We start from the raw sequence: 17403 nt of genomic DNA on the forward strand, positions 1-17403 counted from the left end.
ATTATTGAAGTATATGGCAGGGTTGTTTAAGACACGATTTCGAGAGTTTTGGGGGTCGTTTGCTTTATTAGGAGTCAGGGGTTGGCTGGGAAGCTACTCGCTTTCCTGCGGGGATGACGGCAAGCCTCCTCGGACTTCGTCCTGTGGGGTCTTGCAAGCCAATCCATTCCCGCGGGAGTCTCGCAGCTTCCCAACCACCCCATTCGTAAAGGGAATAAACGAACCCCCTTGCTTAGAAGAGGTGCCTCCCTACACCCTGGTCTTATGAGCACAAAACGCTCTATACCAAGGTTTAAAATGCAGAATAGCGGACTGGAGAGTCAATGATCAAGTGCATAAAAGTGGTTTATTACAGATGTAGTTTCGAGATACTTATAGGGCAAAGGGGCGGAGGGGAACGGCGAGACTCCTGCGGGAAAAAAGTGCAGGGTGAGACCCCACAGGACGCAGTCCGAGGAGGCTCACCGCGCTCCCGCGGAAAGCGAGTCATTCCCCGCAGCCCCCATCCACTCCACAAAAGTCTCGCAACTGAGTTTTCGTGAATAGGGAGCTTATATAGGAATCCGTTGGCTTTTTTGGTGAATCAATAGAGGAGGGGTTTCGTAACATAAAAAGAAGCTTGCATGACAAGACGCATGCAAGCAAAAACTATTTCCGTATCTTACATATCGAAAGGTTGTGGAAAAGGTGAAAGAAGTCATTCTCGCGTTAATTACAGGATTTATCGTAGGACTCGTTTTTGCAGGATTCAAATTACCAATCCCAGCACCGCCTGCCTTTGCTGGAGTTGCAGGAATCATTGGGATCTACCTCGGCTTTAAGGTTATGGCATGGGCAGGACCAATGTTTGCTGAATTTTTCAAGTGAAAGAAATTACAAGAAAGGCCTCAACAATACGGCGATTCTCTGGTTCAGGCGGGTGGTGAATGAACGGCGCTTGAGCCAGTGTTCATCAAATGGGATGGCATCAGCGGCATCCTCGAAGTAAGCAGCTCTCAAGTCACTGATGAAGTCTTCATCATACACATAGGTGTTGACTTCCTTGTTCAAGAAGAAGCTCCGTCGGTCGAAGTTGGCCGTTCCAATATCGGCGAATGTTCCATCTACCATGACGACTTTCGAATGGTAAAAACCCGCATCAAACAAGCGGATCGAAGCTCCCTCGTCGTATAACTCTTTCAAATAAGGGATAGCTGCCGGTTTTACAAAGGGGTGGTCGGCCTTCATCGGTATCATAATGTGAAGCTCGACCCCTCTGGATATCGCCTGTTTTAAGCCTGTTTGCAATTTTTCTGTCGGGATGAAATAAGGCGTTCCGATCAAAATTTCTTTTTGTGCAGAATCAATCATCTTTGCAAATTCTTTTTCGAGCTCCACCCCGTCGGTCGCTAAAATATTCATTTTGTGATGCCCGTCATCAGAAGGCTCACAAGGCGACACTTTTTCCCCTGCAGCCAGGTACCAATCATCCAGCATAACCTTATGGATTTCGGAAACGACGGGGCCTGTTAAGCGTAGGTGATAGTCTCTCCAGTCTCCAAATTTCGCAGATTCCCCTATATAATTCTTTCCAATGTTAAATCCACCCAAATATCCTATTTTTCCGTCAATCACCGTTATTTTTCTATGATTTCTCCTATTTAATCGATAAAAAAAGAAGGGAAACCTGGGGGTTTCGGCGAAGTAAAAGGCAACGCCTGCGTCTTTTAGTTTTTTTCTAGCTGACTTATTGATTTTGTATCCTCCAAGCCTGTCGACAAGTAGACGGACAGTGACACCGTTTCGAGCCTTGTTTTTCAGAACTCCTAAGAAATTCTCACTAATATAATCGTTATCGATCAAGTAGAAGTAGACGTCGACTTGTTTTTTAGCTTCGGAAATTTCCTGGAACATCTGTTCATAAAGAACCGAACCGTTTTTATAAAGTTTATAGTTCCCGCGGGTTTCAGGAAGCGGGAGGGGCCGTGGGTTTTTTCTATGTTCTGCCCGTCCCATTTTGAAGTCAATGAATAGTAACAAAACAAATAAAATGATGAATAGAATAATTGTGACGAGCATCTTTCGTCCCTCCTTAATAAATACCTTCCTGATAGTTTCCCCGATTTTAAAGGTTTCAAAAGGAAAAACGAGAAAATATGTTGACTGAATGCTCATTCATAATTTATAGTAAAGCTATAAGATTCAGAAAATTATAAGATTAATTGTCGATTTTCTGATCGGAGAAAAGGGAAGTCGCCATCGCGCGACAACAACAAAGAGGGGGAGAACCAATGAATCCGTTGTTGGTGGCAAACTGGATTTTATTCCTTGGCGTCCTTGTCTACGGCCTGTACTTGTTCGTCCGTGTCGTTCAGACCCGCGTCGCTTACATTAAACTGGGGAAAAAATTCGAGTATGACAGACAGCTGAAGAGGCGTTTGCAGAAGATTTGGATTTACGTATTCGGACAAAAGAAGCTATTGAAAGATAAAAAGTCGGGCATCATCCATGTCATGATGTTTTATGGATTTATCCTCGTCCAGTTCGGGGCGATCGACTTTATTTGGAAGGGACTGGCTCCAGATTCTCACCTGCCTTTAGGCCCTTTCTATCCAGGTTTTACATTCTTCCAGGAAATCGTGACACTGACGATCCTTGTCGCTGTCATTTGGGCGTTCTACCGCCGTTATATTGAAAAATTGGTTCGCTTGAAGCGGGGCTTTAAAGCAGGTCTTGTCCTTATTTTTATCGGGACGTTGATGGTAACCGTTCTAGTAGGAAATGGTATGGGACTCATCTGGCATGGCCATGAAGGTGCATGGACAGAACCAGTTGCGTCCGGAATTGCAAGCGCTTTCGGTTGGCTGCCTCCGGTTGCAGCTGCGACTGTGTTCTTCATCATGTGGTGGATTCACTTGCTCATCCTGCTTACGTTCATGGTTTACGTGCCTCAATCCAAACACGCACACTTAATTGCAGCACCCGTGAACGTGTTTTTGAGTCGTGAAGAACCACCAGGAAAATTGAAGTCGATTGATTTTGAGATTGACGAAGATGCCGATGAAGAAGACGTGTCCTTCGGGGTTGGAAAAATCGAAGACTTCAATCAGCTGCAGATGATCGATTTTTATGCGTGTGTGGAATGTGGACGCTGTACCAATGTTTGTCCAGCTTCAGGGTCCGGGAAAATGCTTTCTCCGATGGATCTGATCGTGAAACTGAGAGATCACCTGACAGAAAAAGGAGCGGCTGTTACCGGCCAGTCACCATGGGTTCCTGCTTATGCGTTTTCCGGAACAGAAGGAAATACGCTCGCACAAATGTCCCGCTCTCAAGGATCAGATGAAGCAGCAGCTACGCTTGATGCAGTGAATAATAAGAGCTTGATTGGAGATGTCATCACAGAAGAAGAGCTATGGGCTTGTACGACTTGCCGAAACTGTGAAGATGCCTGCCCGGTCATGAACGAACACGTCGATAAAATCATCGACCTTCGCCGTTACTTAGTTTTGACAGAAGGAAAAATGGATGCCGATGGACAGCGTGCGATGATGAACATCGAACGTCAAGGAAATCCGTGGGGACTTTCTAAGAAAGAACGTGAAGACTGGAGACAGTTGGATGAGGATGTTCAAATCCCTACTGTAAAAGAATTGAAAAAGTCAGGAGAAGAATTCGAATACTTATTCTGGGTCAGCTCGATGGGCTCTTACGATAACCGCAGCCAAAAAATCGCGATGGCTTTTGCCAAACTGATGAATGCAGCGGATATCAAGTTCGCAATTCTTGGTAACAAAGAACAAAACTCCGGAGATACGGCCCGTCGTATGGGGAATGAATTCCTTTTCCAGGAGCTTGCTGAAAAGAACATGAAAGAATTCGAAAAACATAACGTGAAGAAAATCATTACGATCGATCCGCACGCCTACAACATTTTCAAAAATGAGTATCCGGACTTCGGACTTGAAGCTGAAGTTTATCACCATACGGAAATGCTTGCCGAATGGTTGAAAGAGGGTCGCTTGAAACCGGAAGGGGTCGTGAAAGAGAAGATTACGTATCACGACAGCTGTTACCTCGGCCGCTACAACGAAGTGTATCAGCCACCGCGTGAAGTGTTAGAAATGATTCCTGGAGTCGAAGTGGTGGAAATGAAGCGTAACCGTTCCAACGGCATGTGCTGTGGAGCCGGAGGCGGGATGATGTGGATGGAAGAGAAATCCGGAAACCGCGTCAACGTCGCCCGTACCGAGCAGGCGCTTGAAGTAGAACCGACAATGATCTCCAGTGGATGTCCGTTCTGTCTGACGATGCTTTCCGATGGAACGAAAGCGAAAGAAGTGGAAGAGGAAGTCAGCACGATGGATATTGCCGAAATCCTCGCAAAATCCATGTTTGATAAAACAGAAGAGAAGACCGCTTAATCAAACGTTTGACCAATATTTTAACCGTCGAACGAGCTCGTTAAAAGAAAAAATAGTATGAAAATTGTGGAAAGTGTACAGCATTTTATGTACACTTTCCTTATGGGACGATTTTGAGCGAGCGTTCAATCGTCATTTTTGAAAGCGTTATCAATAAGAGGAGGAATAAACATGCGTAAAACTGTAATTGTTGCTGGAGCCCGTACCCCTTTTGGAAAATTAGGAGGATCCCTTGCACCTTTGACAGCTGCACAGCTTGGGGGAATCGCCATTAAGGCAGCTTTGGAACGTGCGAACGTGAAAGCAGAAGATGTGGATGAGGTCATTATGGGGACTGTCCTTCAGGGCGGTCAGGGTCAGCTGCCTTCCCGCCAGGCTTCAAGAGAAGCGGGCATTCCTTGGGATGTAAAAACAGAAACCGTAAACAAAGTTTGTGCCTCTGGTATGCGAAGTGTGACGATGGGCGATCAGTTCATCCGTTTAGGGGAAGAGGAAATCATCGTTGCTGGTGGTATGGAGAGCATGAGCAATGCGCCTTACTTTATGCCGAAAGCACGCTTTGGATTCCGTATGGGCGACGGTGCCGTTAAAGATATGATGGTGCATGATGGATTGACATGTTCGTTCGAGAATGTCCATATGGGCAACTACGGAAACCGGACGGCTGAAGAATTCGAATTAACAAGAGAAGCGCAGGATGAATGGGCGTATCGCAGCCATCAAAGAGCTGTGAAAGCGATAGAAGAAGGTACGATGGGTGAAGAAATCACAGCTGTTGAAGTTCCTCAAAGAAAAAGCGATCCGAAAGTTGTCGATACAGATGAGGCGCCAAGAAAAGATACGACGGTCGAAGCTCTGGCTAAACTTCGTCCTGTTTTTGATAAAACGGGAACGATCACGGCAGGAAATGCCCCCGGGGTCAACGACGGAGCCTGCGCTATGCTGCTCATGTCTGATGAAAAAGCGGAAGAATTGGGTGCGGAGACACTGGCTACGATTCTCGCACATGATGAAATTGCTGTTGAAGCTCAGGATTTCCCACAGACGCCAGGGCTTGTCATTAATAAATTGTTGAAAAAAGCCGGAAAATCCATTGAAGAGATCGATCTGTTTGAAGTGAACGAAGCTTTTGCTGCTGTTTCTTTAGCGAGTGGTAAGATCGCAGGACTGGATCACGAGAAAGTGAACGTCAACGGCGGGGCCGTTGCGCTTGGACACCCGATTGGAGCCAGTGGTGCGCGTATTCTTCTCACGCTTGCTCACGAATTGAAGCGTCGCGGCGGTGGACTTGGAATCGCCGCGATTTGTTCAGGTGGAGGTCAAGGAGACGCCGTATTGATCGAGGTACCGAAACAATAAGGAGGAATGCAGGATGACAATCAATCAAGTCATGGTCATAGGAGCAGGCCAGATGGGTGCGGGGATTGCCCAGGTCTTTGCTCAGGCCGGATTGAACGTAAAGATGAATGACATGAGCCAGGATGCCTTGGATCAAGGCCTTGCAGGCATTGAAAAGCGCCTGAAGCGAGCGGTTGAAAAAGGGAAAATGACTGAAGAAAATCAAAAAGCGACATATGGCCGCTTACAGACAACAACCGACTTGAAGGACGCCTCGGACTGTGACCTTGTTGTAGAGGCTGTCGTTGAAAACATGGATGTGAAGGTGAGCGTTTTTCAACAGCTCGACGAAATCACTCCTTCACATGCCATTTTAGCAACGAATACTTCTTCCTTACCGATTACGGAAATTGCTGCTGCGACCAAACGTCCAGAGCAGGTGATCGGCATGCACTTCATGAACCCTGTACCGGTTATGAAGTTAGTGGAAATCATACGTGCTATCCAAACAAGTGATGAAACGTATCAGGCGATTGAGGATATGACGAAACAATTGGAAAAAACACCTGTAGAAGTCGAGGACTTTCCAGGGTTCGTCTCCAATCGCATTTTAATGCCGATGATCAACGAAGCGATTTATACGGTTCACGAAGGAGTAGCATCTCCTGAAGATGTGGATGCCGTCATGAAACTCGGGATGAATCACCCGATGGGACCACTTACGCTTGCTGACTTTATCGGTCTTGATACGTGTCTATATATTATGGAAGTCCTTCATGAAGGATTTGGAGACAGCAAATACCGTCCCTGTCCGCTTCTGCGTAAATACGTGAAAGCAGGATGGCTCGGGAAGAAGTCTGGACGCGGTTTTTACACCTACGAATAACGTGTGAAGGGGAGAGCGAGAATGAATTTGCAGTTCACGGATGAACAGGAAATGATGAGAAAAATGGTCCGCGATTTTGCGGAAAAAGAGGTGGCACCTGCCGTGGAGCGGATGGAACGGGAGGATCGGTTCCCTTCCGAGCTGCTTCCGAAAATGGGGGAACTAGGATTGATGGGCGTGCCGATTCCAGAGAAATATGGCGGTGCCGAGATGGATTACATCTCCTATATCATCGCGATTCAAGAAATTTCAAAGGTGAGTGCGACGCTCGGAGTCATTCTATCTGTCCACACCTCGGTTGGAACAAATCCCATTCTGTATTTCGGTACAGAAGAACAGAAGAACAAATACATTCCGAAACTGGCATCAGGTGAATACTTAGGAGCATTCGCCCTGACAGAACCGAGTGCGGGTTCTGATGCGAGCAGTCTGAAAACACGAGCAGTAAAGCAAGGGAACCATTACATTCTCAACGGTTCTAAAGTGTTCATCACCAACGGAGGAAATGCAGATACATTCATCGTTTTCGCCCGTACGAATCCGGATGTGGAAACAAAGAGAGGATTGAGTGCGTTTATTGTAGAGCGGGACACCCCTGGCTTTTCCATCGGAAAGGCAGAGAAAAAGATGGGGCTGCACGGTTCCAGTACCGTTTCGTTGAACTTTGACCAATGCGAGGTTCCCGTTTCTCAACGACTCGGAGAAGAAGGGGAAGGGTATAAAATTGCGCTTGCCAATTTGAACATCGGGCGAATCGGCATTGCCGCCCAGTCCCTTGGAATTGCGGAAGCGGCACTTGAGCATGCCGTCTCTTATGCCAAAGAACGAGAGCAGTTCGGGCGTCCAATCGCACATTTGCAGGGCGTATCGTTCAAACTCGCCGATATGGCGACAGAAGTGGAAGCGTCGAAGCTTCTCGTCTATAACGCGGCTTCTCTGCAGGCGGCCGGTAAAAAGTGTGGAAAAGAAGTGTCAATGGCCAAACTGATGGCTTCCAAAACAGCGGTGAAAGCGTCGATTGAAGCTGTGCAGGTCCATGGTGGATATGGATACACGGAAGATTATGAGGTCGAGCGCTTTTTCAGGGACGCCAAAGTTTGTGAAATATATGAAGGTACAAGTGAAATCCAAAAAATCGTCATAGGCAATCATCTGATCAGAGACTAGGAGGATCACAGAATGAATTTTACTTTAACAGAAGAACAAGAAATGCTTAGAAAAATGGTTCGCGATTTTGCCAAGAATGAAGTGGAACCAACAGCTGCTGAAAGGGATGAAGAGGAACGCTTCGATCGTGAAATCTTCAATAAAATGGCTGAGCTTGGTTTGACGGGGATTCCATGGCCGGAGGAATATGGCGGCATCGGATCTGATTTCGTCAGCTATGTGATCGCAGTTGAAGAACTTTCCCGCGTCTGTGCTTCGACAGGGGTCACCCTTTCGGCACATATTTCTTTAGCGAGCTGGCCGATCTATAAATTCGGTACAGAAGAACAGAAGCAAAAGTATTTGACTCAGCTCGCTTCAGGTGAAGCGCTGGGAGCTTACGCTTTGTCTGAACCAGGAGCAGGTAGTGACGTGTCTTCCATGCGTACGCAGGCGAAACTTGATGGAGACCATTATGTGTTGAATGGAAGCAAGGTATGGATCACAAATGGCGGCGTCGCGGACATCTACGTCGTCTTTGCGAAAACAGATCCGAATGAGGGTAATCGTGGCATCAGCGCGTTTATCGTGGAGAAAGATACACCAGGATTCACGACCGGCAAGAAAGAGAAAAAGCTCGGCATTCGTTCGTCTCCAACGACAGAACTGATTTTCGAAGATTGCAAGATTCCTAAAGAAAACCTGCTCGGCGAGGAAGGCAAAGGATTTAAAGTGGCGATGATGACCCTTGATGGTGGTCGTAACGGAATTGCCGCCCAGGCTGTTGGAATTGCACAGGGAGCCCTCGATGAATCGGTCAACTATGCCAAAGAGCGTGAACAGTTCGGCAAGCCGATCGCTCATCTGCAGGGAATTTCTTTCAAGCTCGCCGATATGGCGACAGAAATTGAAGCCTCTCGTCTGCTTACTTACCAGGCCGCTTATTTAGAGTCGGAGGGACTGCCGTATTCCAAGGCTTCTGCCATGGCTAAATTGTTTGCAGGAGACACGGCGATGAAAGTGACAACAGAAGCGGTCCAGGTACACGGAGGTTATGGCTACACGAAAGATTATCCTGTCGAGCGTTACATGCGTGATGCGAAAATCACTCAAATTTATGAAGGAACACAAGAAATCCAAAGACTCGTTGTCGGCCGTATGGTCACCCAATAGAAGGTCTGCGTGATGCATCCACTGGCTGAACGAATTCAAAAGCAGGATATGAGGGCGTTGGCCCGAGCCATTACGTTGATCGAGAATGATGATAGAGAGAAACTCACGCTGATGAGCGATGTATTTTCTATACAAAAACAGGCGCATTACATTGGCATTACAGGTTCACCGGGAGCGGGGAAAAGCTCGCTCATCAATCAACTGCTCACTTATTTAAGACAGCAGGACCTTACAGTCGCTGTCATAGCGGTCGATCCTACCAGTCCATTCAGTGGAGGCGCACTGCTTGGTGATCGTACGAGGATGAACCAGCATTTTCTCGACCCCGGGATCTTTATCAGAAGTATGGCGACAAGAGGAAGCCTTGGTGGTTTAGCACGGGCGACGAAAGACAGTATCCGTGTGTGTGATGCTTACGGATTCGATGTGGTTCTCGTTGAAACGGTCGGTGTCGGTCAGTCCGAACTCGATATTATGAAGGTCGTTGACACGACAGGACTTGTGCTGACACCGAATAGTGGAGACGTCCTGCAAATTTTTAAAGCAGGGATTATGGAAATTGCCGATCTGTTCATCATCAACAAAGCAGACTTACCGGGAGTAAGAAAACTAAAATCCACACTTGAAGAATACATGATGATCGTGCAGCCGGAAGGATGGGAACCGCCGATTGTTCAAACGATTTCAACCGAAGCGAAAGGGATGGCGGAACTCTACAAAAGTATGAAAAGCCACCGTGAGTTTTTGTATGAGACGAACAAAGGGGCGGAGCGTCGAAAACAGCAGCTCCAGCTGGAAGTGTACGATTTGATCCGGGAAGAAATTTGGCGGGAAGTCAAAGGTGAGATTGAAAAAGATACACAGAAGCTTGAAGCTTTTCAAAACCCGGATGCGGATCCTTATGAACTGGCCAGATCCTGGTTTCGTGAATGGGGAAGAAAGGGGGAGTGAGTTTGGCTGAAAAACAAGTACCTTCAACCATTAAAGATGAAGCGCTCGTTTCCAAGCGTAGGAATCAGATGATCAAGGGAGCGGTCACTCTTTTTATAGAAAAAGGGTTCCATAAGACGACGACCCGTGAAATTGCCAAGGCTTCCGGGTTCAGTATCGGAACTCTCTATGAATACATTCGAAAGAAAGAGGATGTTCTGTTTCTCGTCTGTGACTCCATTTACCAGCGAGTCAAAGAGCGGATGGAAGAAGCGATCGATCCTCATCAGACGAGTGTACAAAGTTTGATCCACGCGATTCGCTCCTACTTTCAATTGATGGATGATATGCAGGATGAAGTCCTTGTCATGTATCAGGAAGTCAAATCCCTGCCGCGCGATGCTCAGGATTACGTGTTGCAAAAGGAGCGCGATATGGTGGCGATGCTCGAACAAGTCATCGTCAACAGTCTTCCTGGAGAGCACCCGGATGAAGAGATCAAGCTGATCGCCAACAATATTTTTGTCCAGGGACAGATGTGGGGATTCCGCCGCTGGATTCTTCAGCGCACGTTCACGATCGAAAGCTACACCAATACGCAAATTCAGTTGTTGTTGAAAGGTCTCGATAAAGAAGAAACACTTCAATAGAAAGGATGATCGGATATGGAACAACCGACAGTCTATAAGCCGAAAAACCCTGTCCGTTTCGTGACGGCCTCGAGTCTTTTTGACGGCCATGATGCATCAATCAATATTATGAGACGGATTCTACAGGCAACAGGGGCGGAGGTCATTCACCTCGGCCATAACCGTTCCGTAGAGGAAGTGGTCAATGCGGCGATCCAGGAAGATGCTCAAGGGATCGCGATTTCATCGTACCAGGGAGGACATGTGGAATACTTTAAGTACATGGTCGATCTGCTGGAACAGAAGGGCGCCGGCCACATCCGCGTTTACGGTGGAGGGGGAGGAGTCATCATCCCTCGTGAAATTAAAGAGCTTCATGAGTACGGCGTAGCCCGCGTGTTTTCACCTGAAGATGGTCGTACACTAGGCCTGCAGGGCATGATCAATTTAATGATAGAAGAATGCGATTTCCTGCCACCTCTTGATGTAGAAAAAGGTGTCGAGGGCCTTTCATCTGGAGATCATCAGTCCATCGCGCGTTTCATTACTTATGTTGAGAATACGCCGAAGAAAGAAAGGGAAGCCGTTGCAGCATTTGAGAGCGCTGTTGAAAAAATACAGAAAAAAACGATTCCCGTTCTTGGAATCACAGGTACAGGGGGAGCGGGAAAGAGCTCGCTTACGGATGAATTGATCCGCCGCTTCGTCAATGAAATTCCTGATAAAAAAATCGCCATCTTATCTGTCGATCCTACCAAAAAGAAAACAGGCGGGGCCTTACTTGGCGACCGCATCCGTATGAACGCCATTTTCAACCCGCGTGTATATATGCGCTCTTTGGCAACCAGAGATGCCCGTTCCGAACTTTCAACAGCGGTTGAAGAAGCGATCCAAGTCGTTAAAGCGGCTGGTGTCGATTTCATCATCGTTGAAACGAGTGGAATCGGCCAGGGGGATGCGGCAATCACTGACATCACTGATTTATCGATGTATGTCATGACAGCAGAATTCGGTGCACCATCACAGCTTGAAAAGATCGATATGATCGACTTTGCAGACTTTATTGTTATTAATAAATTTGAACAAAAAGGATCAGAAGACGCTTTTAATCAGGTGAAAAAGCAGTACCAGCGCAGCCATATGCTTTTCCATGAAGATGAAAGCAAGTTTCCGGTTTATGGGACGATCGCAAGTCAGTTCAATGACCCTGGAACCAATACGCTGTTTGCGGCAATTGTCGATCAGCTGAACGAAAGATTCTCGTGGCAGGATGAAACCTCTTTCTCTGGTCTTGAAAAAGTAGAAAAACAAAACGTGATCATCCCAAATGAGCGTAAGCAGTATTTGCGTGATCTTGCACTAGCGGTCCGCAATTACCATAACGAAACAGAAGACCAGGCAGAAAAAGCGCGCAAACTCTATCAGCTGAAAGGTACGGTTGAGCTCGTAGAGGATGAAGCAACAAAAGAAAGCCTTCAGCGCTTGATCGAAGATTATGAACGTCATCTTGCTCCTGATGCAAAAGAGAAGCTGGAGGACTGGGATGCGCTTCATGAACGATATAGCGGAGATACGTACACATTTAAAGTGCGCGATAAGGAAATCACAATGGATATTGCGACAGAGAGCCTGAGCGGGACGAAGGTTCCAAAAGTTGCGCTTCCGAAGTACACTGACTGGGGCGACCGTCTGTCATGGCTGCTTCGTGAAAATGTTCCGGGTGCTTTTCCTTTTACAGCAGGAGTATTTCCGTTCAAGCGGAAAGGAGAAGATCCAAAGCGTCAGTTCGCAGGAGAAGGAACGCCTGAACGGACCAACCGCCGCTTCCACTATTTATCAGAAGGTGACGAAGCGAAACGTCTAAGTACAGCTTTCGACTCTGTTACTTTATATGGAGAAGACCCGGATGAACGCCCGGATATTTACGGGAAAGTCGGAGAAAGCGGCGTCAACATTTGTACACTGGAAGATATGAAAAAACTGTACGACGGTTTTGACCTTGTCGACCCGTCTACATCCGTTTCTATGACGATCAATGGCCCGGCGCCGATCATTCTTGCCATGTTCTTTAATACCGCAATCGACCAGCAGCTTGAAAAGTTCAAGGAAGAAAACGGCCGGGAGCCGAATGCCGATGAAGCGGCGTCCATTAAAGCGCAGACAATCAATGTTGTCCGAGGCACGGTCCAGGCTGATATTCTAAAAGAAGATCAAGGGCAGAACACATGCATCTTCTCTACGGAATTCGCGCTTCGTATGATGGGAGATATTCAGCAGTACTTCATCGAAAACGAAGTGCGCAATTATTATTCCGTGTCCATTTCCGGCTACCATATCGCAGAAGCAGGGGCGAACCCTATTACACAGCTTGCCTTCACACTGGCCAACGGATTCACGTATGTCGAGTATTACTTGAGCAGAGGAATGGACATCAACAAGTTCGCACCAAACCTGTCGTTCTTCTTCTCCAACGGTCTGGATCCGGAATATACCGTCCTCGGCCGTGTGGCCCGACGGATTTGGGCGATCGTCATGCGTGATAAATACGGAGCGAACGAACGAAGCCAGAAGTTGAAGTATCACATTCAAACGTCCGGCCGCTCCCTGCACGCACAGGAGATTGACTTCAACGACATCCGTACAACATTGCAGGCGCTGATCGCCATCCAGGATAACTGTAATTCCCTGCATACGAATTCCTATGATGAAGCGATCACGACACCGACAGAGGAATCGGTTCGAAGAGCGATGGCCATTCAGATGATCATCAGCAAAGAGTTCGGCCTGACGAAAAACGAAAACTCCCTGCAAGGATCCTATATCATTAGAGAGCTGACCGACCTTGTAGAAGAAGCTGTGCTGCAGGAGTTTGAACGCATCAATGACCGCGGCGGAGTTCTCGGTGCGATGGAGCGCCAGTATCAACGCGGAAAGATCCAGGAAGAGTCCCTTTATTATGAAGGGAAAAAGCACTCTGGTGAACTTCCGATCATCGGTGTGAACACGTACTTGAATCCGAATCCGCCTTCCGAAGAGGAAATCGACTCCATGGAACTTGCACGTGCGTCCAAAGAAGAAAAAGAGCACCAGATTACAGAATTACGCAACTTCCAATCGTCCCATGAGAGCGAAGCCGGGGAAGCATTGAATCGTTTGAAACAAGCGGCCTCAGGTGGAGGAAACATTTTTGAAGAATTAATGGAAACCGTCAAAGTCGCGAGCCTCGGTCAAATTACGAACGCGCTTTATGAAGTTGGCGGTCAGTACAGAAGGAATATGTAGCGGTTGCTAATATATTGGGACGAATCGCTAATATATGGAGGGAAATCACTAAAATAATGGTGAAACCTGCTAATATATAGTAGAAAGTCGCAAATATATTGTCTAAACCTGCGAATAAAAAAACAGCCCTCGCTAACTTAGCGAGGGCCATTCTATTAGTGACCGCCGACCTGATCATCGTCATGGGCCTGATTCACTTCGGTTACATAAGGTTTTTTCATTCCATACCATTCATAAGTAAGGTTATACGTTTCGCCTTCTTTTAAAAGCATCCATGTACTCGTATCTTTGACGTGGATTTTCTTGTCATCCACTTCTACAAAATAACCTTCATCATTATGAGTTTTCGAAGTGATTTCTGCTTCTTCTTTATGTTCCTCATGGATCATGCCGAAGTTTGTAAATAACCATATGCCTAGGACTAAGGCGGCGATAATGGAGGCCACCCAGTTAAAAGGATGATTTTGCACAGTTCGTCTCTCCTTCTTTCGATCAATTCTATCTTTATTTTAAAATAAAACTGCTGGAACACCAACCTATATGTCTAACCTCTATTTTATATCGAAAGTTTAAATTCATGTAGGTTTGTCTAGAAAAGGTAAGGAAGACTCTATTTGATTTTTGTAAGGCCAACTCATATAATGGATGGTATGATTAAATGTGATTCGTATGCCCATGAGGTCACTTATTCTATTTTGTTTATATAAAGGAGTGCTGGACCGTGAGCTTAAAACAAATGAGCCGAGAGCAAATTGAAGAAACTTCCATGATTGTACTGGCTACTAAAATCCTAGAAGAAGAACGAGAAGCGATTGACTTTAATGAAATCTTCAAGCGCATCGCAGACATGAAAGGTTTTACTGATGCACAGAGAGAACAATACATCGCCCAGTTCTATACGGACATGAATATCGACGGTCAATTCATGACAATCGGAACAAACCGTTGGGGATTGAAGAAGTGGTACCCGGTAGAGCAAATGGAAGAGGAGATTGCCAACCTTCCACAAAAACGTAAAAAGAAAAAGAAGAAGAAGAAGCCTTCCAAACTGCTTGAAGATGAGTTGGGTGTATCCGAATTCGATGATGCAGAAGAGGACGAGCTTGAAGATGATCTTGAGCTGACAGATGAAGATTTAGATCTGGATGACGACGATGACTTCGAAGGTGATTATGAAGATGATGACCTGGATGAAGAAGAGGAAGAAATCGTAGAAGATGACATCAGCTTCATTGGAGATGACGACGAAGAAGAAGATAAATAAGGTGGTTGACTTTTAAAAGTCAAATCAGTAGAATCTTATTTGGGCTCTTTAATTTCCTTAAACGAAATTTCCAAACGCTCCCCGAGAGAGGGGAGCGTTTTTTGTTTTTTATATACGATCACGATAGGCGCCTTGGTTATGGCTAAGGCGCCTGTGCTTTTGTATCATTCAGCGTCCAAGCTCTTTTACGGGCATGAAGTTCCGCCATGGAGGTCTTCCTGGACGCTTGTGCATTTATGTAATTGCCCCTTATCAAATCGCAAGGATTAGTGAATAACTAAATAAGACAAATAGAGAAAGAGGGATTCAACGTGGCAACAAAATACATTTTCGTAACTGGCGGTGTCGTATCATCTTTAGGAAAAGGAATTACGGCAGCATCTTTAGGTCGTTTGTTAAAAAATCGAGGCATGAAAGTGACGATCCAAAAATTCGATCCTTACATTAACGTAGACCCGGGGACAATGAGCCCTTATCAACATGGGGAAGTTTTCGTAACCGATGATGGTGCAGAGACAGACCTTGACCTTGGTCACTATGAGCGTTTCATTGATATCAACCTGAATAAATTCAGCAACGTGACGACAGGAAAAGTTTATTCCAACGTCATCAAAAAAGAGCGTCGTGGTGATTATTTGGGAGGGACGGTCCAAGTCATCCCTCACATTACGAATGAAATCAAAGAACGTGTCTTCCGTGCTGGTCACGAAACGAATGCAGATGTCGTCATCACGGAAATCGGTGGTACAGTCGGGGACATCGAATCCCTTCCATTCCTTGAAGCGATTCGTCAAATCAAGAGTGACATCGGTCGTGAGCATGTGATGTACCTACACTGTACGCTTGTTCCTTATTTGAATGCAGCAGGTGAAATGAAGACAAAGCCGACACAGCACAGTGTCAAGGAACTTCGCTCACTGGGTATCCAGCCTGATGTCATCGTCCTTCGTACAGAAATGGCGATTTCTGAAGATATGAAAGAAAAAATCGCTCTGTTCTGTGACATTAATAAAGACGCGGTTATTGAAGCACGTGATGCCGACACCCTATACAATGTACCGATCACTTTGCAGGAACAAAAGTTGGATGAGCTGACTTGTCAGCACTTCGGTTTAGATTTGCCACCGGCTGACATGACAGAGTGGAACAAGTTGATTGACCAAGTGAAAAACCTTCAGCATAAAACAACGATTGCGCTTGTCGGTAAGTATGTAGAGCTTCCGGATGCTTACATTTCCGTAGTAGAAGCATTGAAGCACGCCGGCTACAGCTATGATTCTGATGTAGACGTTAAATGGGTGAACTCTGAAAACTTGAACGCCGAGAATGTTGCAGATGAACTGCAGGGTGTAGACGGAATTCTTGTTCCTGGAGGTTTTGGTGACCGAGGAATCGAAGGTAAAATCGATGCGATTCGCTATGCCCGTGAAAACCATGTGCCTTTCCTTGGAATCTGCCTTGGTATGCAGCTGGCAACCGTCGAATTTGCCCGAAACGTCCTTGGTCTAAAAGGAGCGCACTCAGCAGAAATCGATCCGTCCACAGAGCACCCGATCATCGACCTTCTTCCGGAACAAAAAGAAGTGTCTGATCTTGGCGGTACTCTTCGTCTTGGTATCTATCCATCCCGCCTGCAACCAGGCACGAAAGCGATGGAAGCTTACGGCGAAGAAGTTGTATATGAGCGTCACCGTCACCGCTTCGAATTTAACAACCATTACCGTGAACAAATGGAAGCGGCTGGATTCAAATTCTCCGGTACAAGCCCGGATGGCCGCCTTGTTGAAATCGTCGAGGTGGAAGATCATCCATGGTTCGTAGCCAGCCAGTTCCACCCAGAATTCAAATCACGCCCGACCCGCCCACAGGAACTATTCCACGGCTTCGTCGGCGCAGCAATGAAAACAAATCAATAATAAATAAAAAAAGAGCCAATGTCCCTGAAAGGGACATTGGCTCTTTTTAGAGTTCTTTAAGTATATGGAAGAGTTGTGGGAAATCCAGTTCCTAGATGTTTCCGGGGTTCGTTGCCTCGAGGGAGCGCCAAGGGTGGCTGGGAAGCTACTCGCTTTCCTGTGGGGGAGTGGCGAGCTTCCTCGGGCTAACGCCCTGCGGGATCTCGCCTATCTCCTTTCTCCCACGGGAGTCTCGCAGCTTCCCAACCACCCCATTCGATGTAGGGGAAAAACGAACCTCTTCAATGTGGGAGGGTGCTTTCCGCTAGCGTGTTATAAGTATAAAGCTCTTATTACCTGGATTTTCGCATGCAGAATAGCGTCCTTGGGAGTTGATTCTCCTCCAATATCTATGTGCATAACAGCAGATTATTCCGTAAGTGGTTTCGAGATACTT

The 17403-nt window shown here is 46.5% G+C and carries 13 protein-coding genes; 11 read left to right on the forward strand and 2 right to left on the reverse strand.

The window, feature by feature from the left end:
- Window positions 1-687: 687 nt before the first annotated feature.
- Window positions 688-867: a XapX domain-containing protein gene (locus tag ACQ4XT_RS07540; RefSeq protein ID WP_089654841.1), complete on the forward strand. Its 180-nt coding sequence runs from the start codon at window positions 688-690 to the stop codon at window positions 865-867.
- A 6-nt stretch (window positions 868-873) separates the two neighbouring features.
- Here ACQ4XT_RS07540 and cls read toward each other — a convergent pair whose 3' ends face one another.
- On the reverse strand, window positions 874-2058 hold the full coding sequence (gene cls / locus ACQ4XT_RS07545) for a cardiolipin synthase (protein ID WP_446853146.1): 1185 nt from the start codon (window positions 2056-2058) through the stop codon (window positions 874-876).
- A gap of 212 nt (window positions 2059-2270) precedes the next feature.
- Between cls and ACQ4XT_RS07550 the strand changes: the two genes are divergently transcribed.
- From ACQ4XT_RS07550 to icmF, 8 genes are all read left to right on the forward strand, one after another.
- Window positions 2271-4403, forward strand: a complete 2133-nt coding sequence (locus ACQ4XT_RS07550; RefSeq protein ID WP_446853147.1) for a heterodisulfide reductase-related iron-sulfur binding cluster — start codon at window positions 2271-2273, stop codon at window positions 4401-4403.
- A 171-nt stretch (window positions 4404-4574) separates the two neighbouring features.
- The gene (gene mmgA, locus ACQ4XT_RS07555; RefSeq protein WP_446853148.1) at window positions 4575-5762 is read left to right on the forward strand and encodes an acetyl-CoA C-acetyltransferase; all 1188 of its coding nucleotides are present in this window, start codon (window positions 4575-4577) and stop codon (window positions 5760-5762) included.
- A 13-nt stretch (window positions 5763-5775) separates the two neighbouring features.
- Entirely contained in the window at window positions 5776-6627 is an 852-nt protein-coding gene (locus ACQ4XT_RS07560) for a 3-hydroxybutyryl-CoA dehydrogenase (RefSeq protein WP_446853149.1), read from the forward strand.
- 21 nt (window positions 6628-6648) lie between these two features.
- The gene (locus ACQ4XT_RS07565) at window positions 6649-7794 is read left to right on the forward strand and encodes an acyl-CoA dehydrogenase (protein WP_446853150.1); all 1146 of its coding nucleotides are present in this window, start codon (window positions 6649-6651) and stop codon (window positions 7792-7794) included.
- Between the two features lie 12 nt (window positions 7795-7806).
- Entirely contained in the window at window positions 7807-8946 is a 1140-nt protein-coding gene (locus ACQ4XT_RS07570) for an acyl-CoA dehydrogenase (protein ID WP_446853151.1), read from the forward strand.
- A 12-nt stretch (window positions 8947-8958) separates the two neighbouring features.
- Window positions 8959-9897 carry a methylmalonyl Co-A mutase-associated GTPase MeaB gene (meaB, locus tag ACQ4XT_RS07575; RefSeq protein ID WP_446853152.1) on the forward strand — a complete coding sequence of 313 codons (939 nt, stop codon included), beginning with the start codon at window positions 8959-8961 and terminating at the stop codon, window positions 9895-9897.
- Window positions 9898-9899: 2 nt separating this feature from the next.
- Entirely contained in the window at window positions 9900-10526 is a 627-nt protein-coding gene (locus ACQ4XT_RS07580; protein ID WP_446853153.1) for a TetR/AcrR family transcriptional regulator, read from the forward strand.
- A gap of 15 nt (window positions 10527-10541) precedes the next feature.
- The gene (icmF, locus tag ACQ4XT_RS07585; RefSeq protein ID WP_446853154.1) at window positions 10542-13787 is read left to right on the forward strand and encodes a fused isobutyryl-CoA mutase/GTPase IcmF; all 3246 of its coding nucleotides are present in this window, start codon (window positions 10542-10544) and stop codon (window positions 13785-13787) included.
- A 155-nt stretch (window positions 13788-13942) separates the two neighbouring features.
- Here the strand turns inward: icmF and ACQ4XT_RS07590 are convergent, their stop codons facing one another.
- The gene (locus tag ACQ4XT_RS07590) at window positions 13943-14257 is read right to left on the reverse strand and encodes a hypothetical protein (protein ID WP_446853155.1); all 315 of its coding nucleotides are present in this window, start codon (window positions 14255-14257) and stop codon (window positions 13943-13945) included.
- 251 nt (window positions 14258-14508) lie between these two features.
- Here ACQ4XT_RS07590 and rpoE point away from each other — a divergent pair, with 251 nt between their 5' ends.
- Window positions 14509-15051 (forward strand): DNA-directed RNA polymerase subunit delta, encoded by a 543-nt coding sequence (gene rpoE / locus ACQ4XT_RS07595; protein ID WP_446853156.1) that lies wholly within the window; start codon window positions 14509-14511, stop codon window positions 15049-15051.
- A 311-nt stretch (window positions 15052-15362) separates the two neighbouring features.
- Window positions 15363-16967, forward strand: coding sequence for a CTP synthase (pyrG, locus tag ACQ4XT_RS07600; RefSeq protein ID WP_446853157.1), 1605 nt, complete (start codon window positions 15363-15365; stop codon window positions 16965-16967).
- Window positions 16968-17403 lie beyond the last annotated feature (436 nt).

It is taken from the genome of Halobacillus sp. 12SKB, assembly GCF_052941655.1.

Coding starts and splice junctions, on each gene's coding strand:
- cls (WP_446853146.1), bottom strand. CDS start 2,058: ATGCTCGTCACAATTATTCTATTCATCATTTTATTTGTTTTGTTACTA.
- ACQ4XT_RS07550 (WP_446853147.1), top strand. CDS start 2,271: ATGAATCCGTTGTTGGTGGCAAACTGGATTTTATTCCTTGGCGTCCTT.
- mmgA (WP_446853148.1), top strand. CDS start 4,575: ATGCGTAAAACTGTAATTGTTGCTGGAGCCCGTACCCCTTTTGGAAAA.
- ACQ4XT_RS07560 (WP_446853149.1), top strand. CDS start 5,776: ATGACAATCAATCAAGTCATGGTCATAGGAGCAGGCCAGATGGGTGCG.
- ACQ4XT_RS07565 (WP_446853150.1), top strand. CDS start 6,649: ATGAATTTGCAGTTCACGGATGAACAGGAAATGATGAGAAAAATGGTC.
- ACQ4XT_RS07570 (WP_446853151.1), top strand. CDS start 7,807: ATGAATTTTACTTTAACAGAAGAACAAGAAATGCTTAGAAAAATGGTT.
- meaB (WP_446853152.1), top strand. CDS start 8,959: ATGCATCCACTGGCTGAACGAATTCAAAAGCAGGATATGAGGGCGTTG.
- icmF (WP_446853154.1), top strand. CDS start 10,542: ATGGAACAACCGACAGTCTATAAGCCGAAAAACCCTGTCCGTTTCGTG.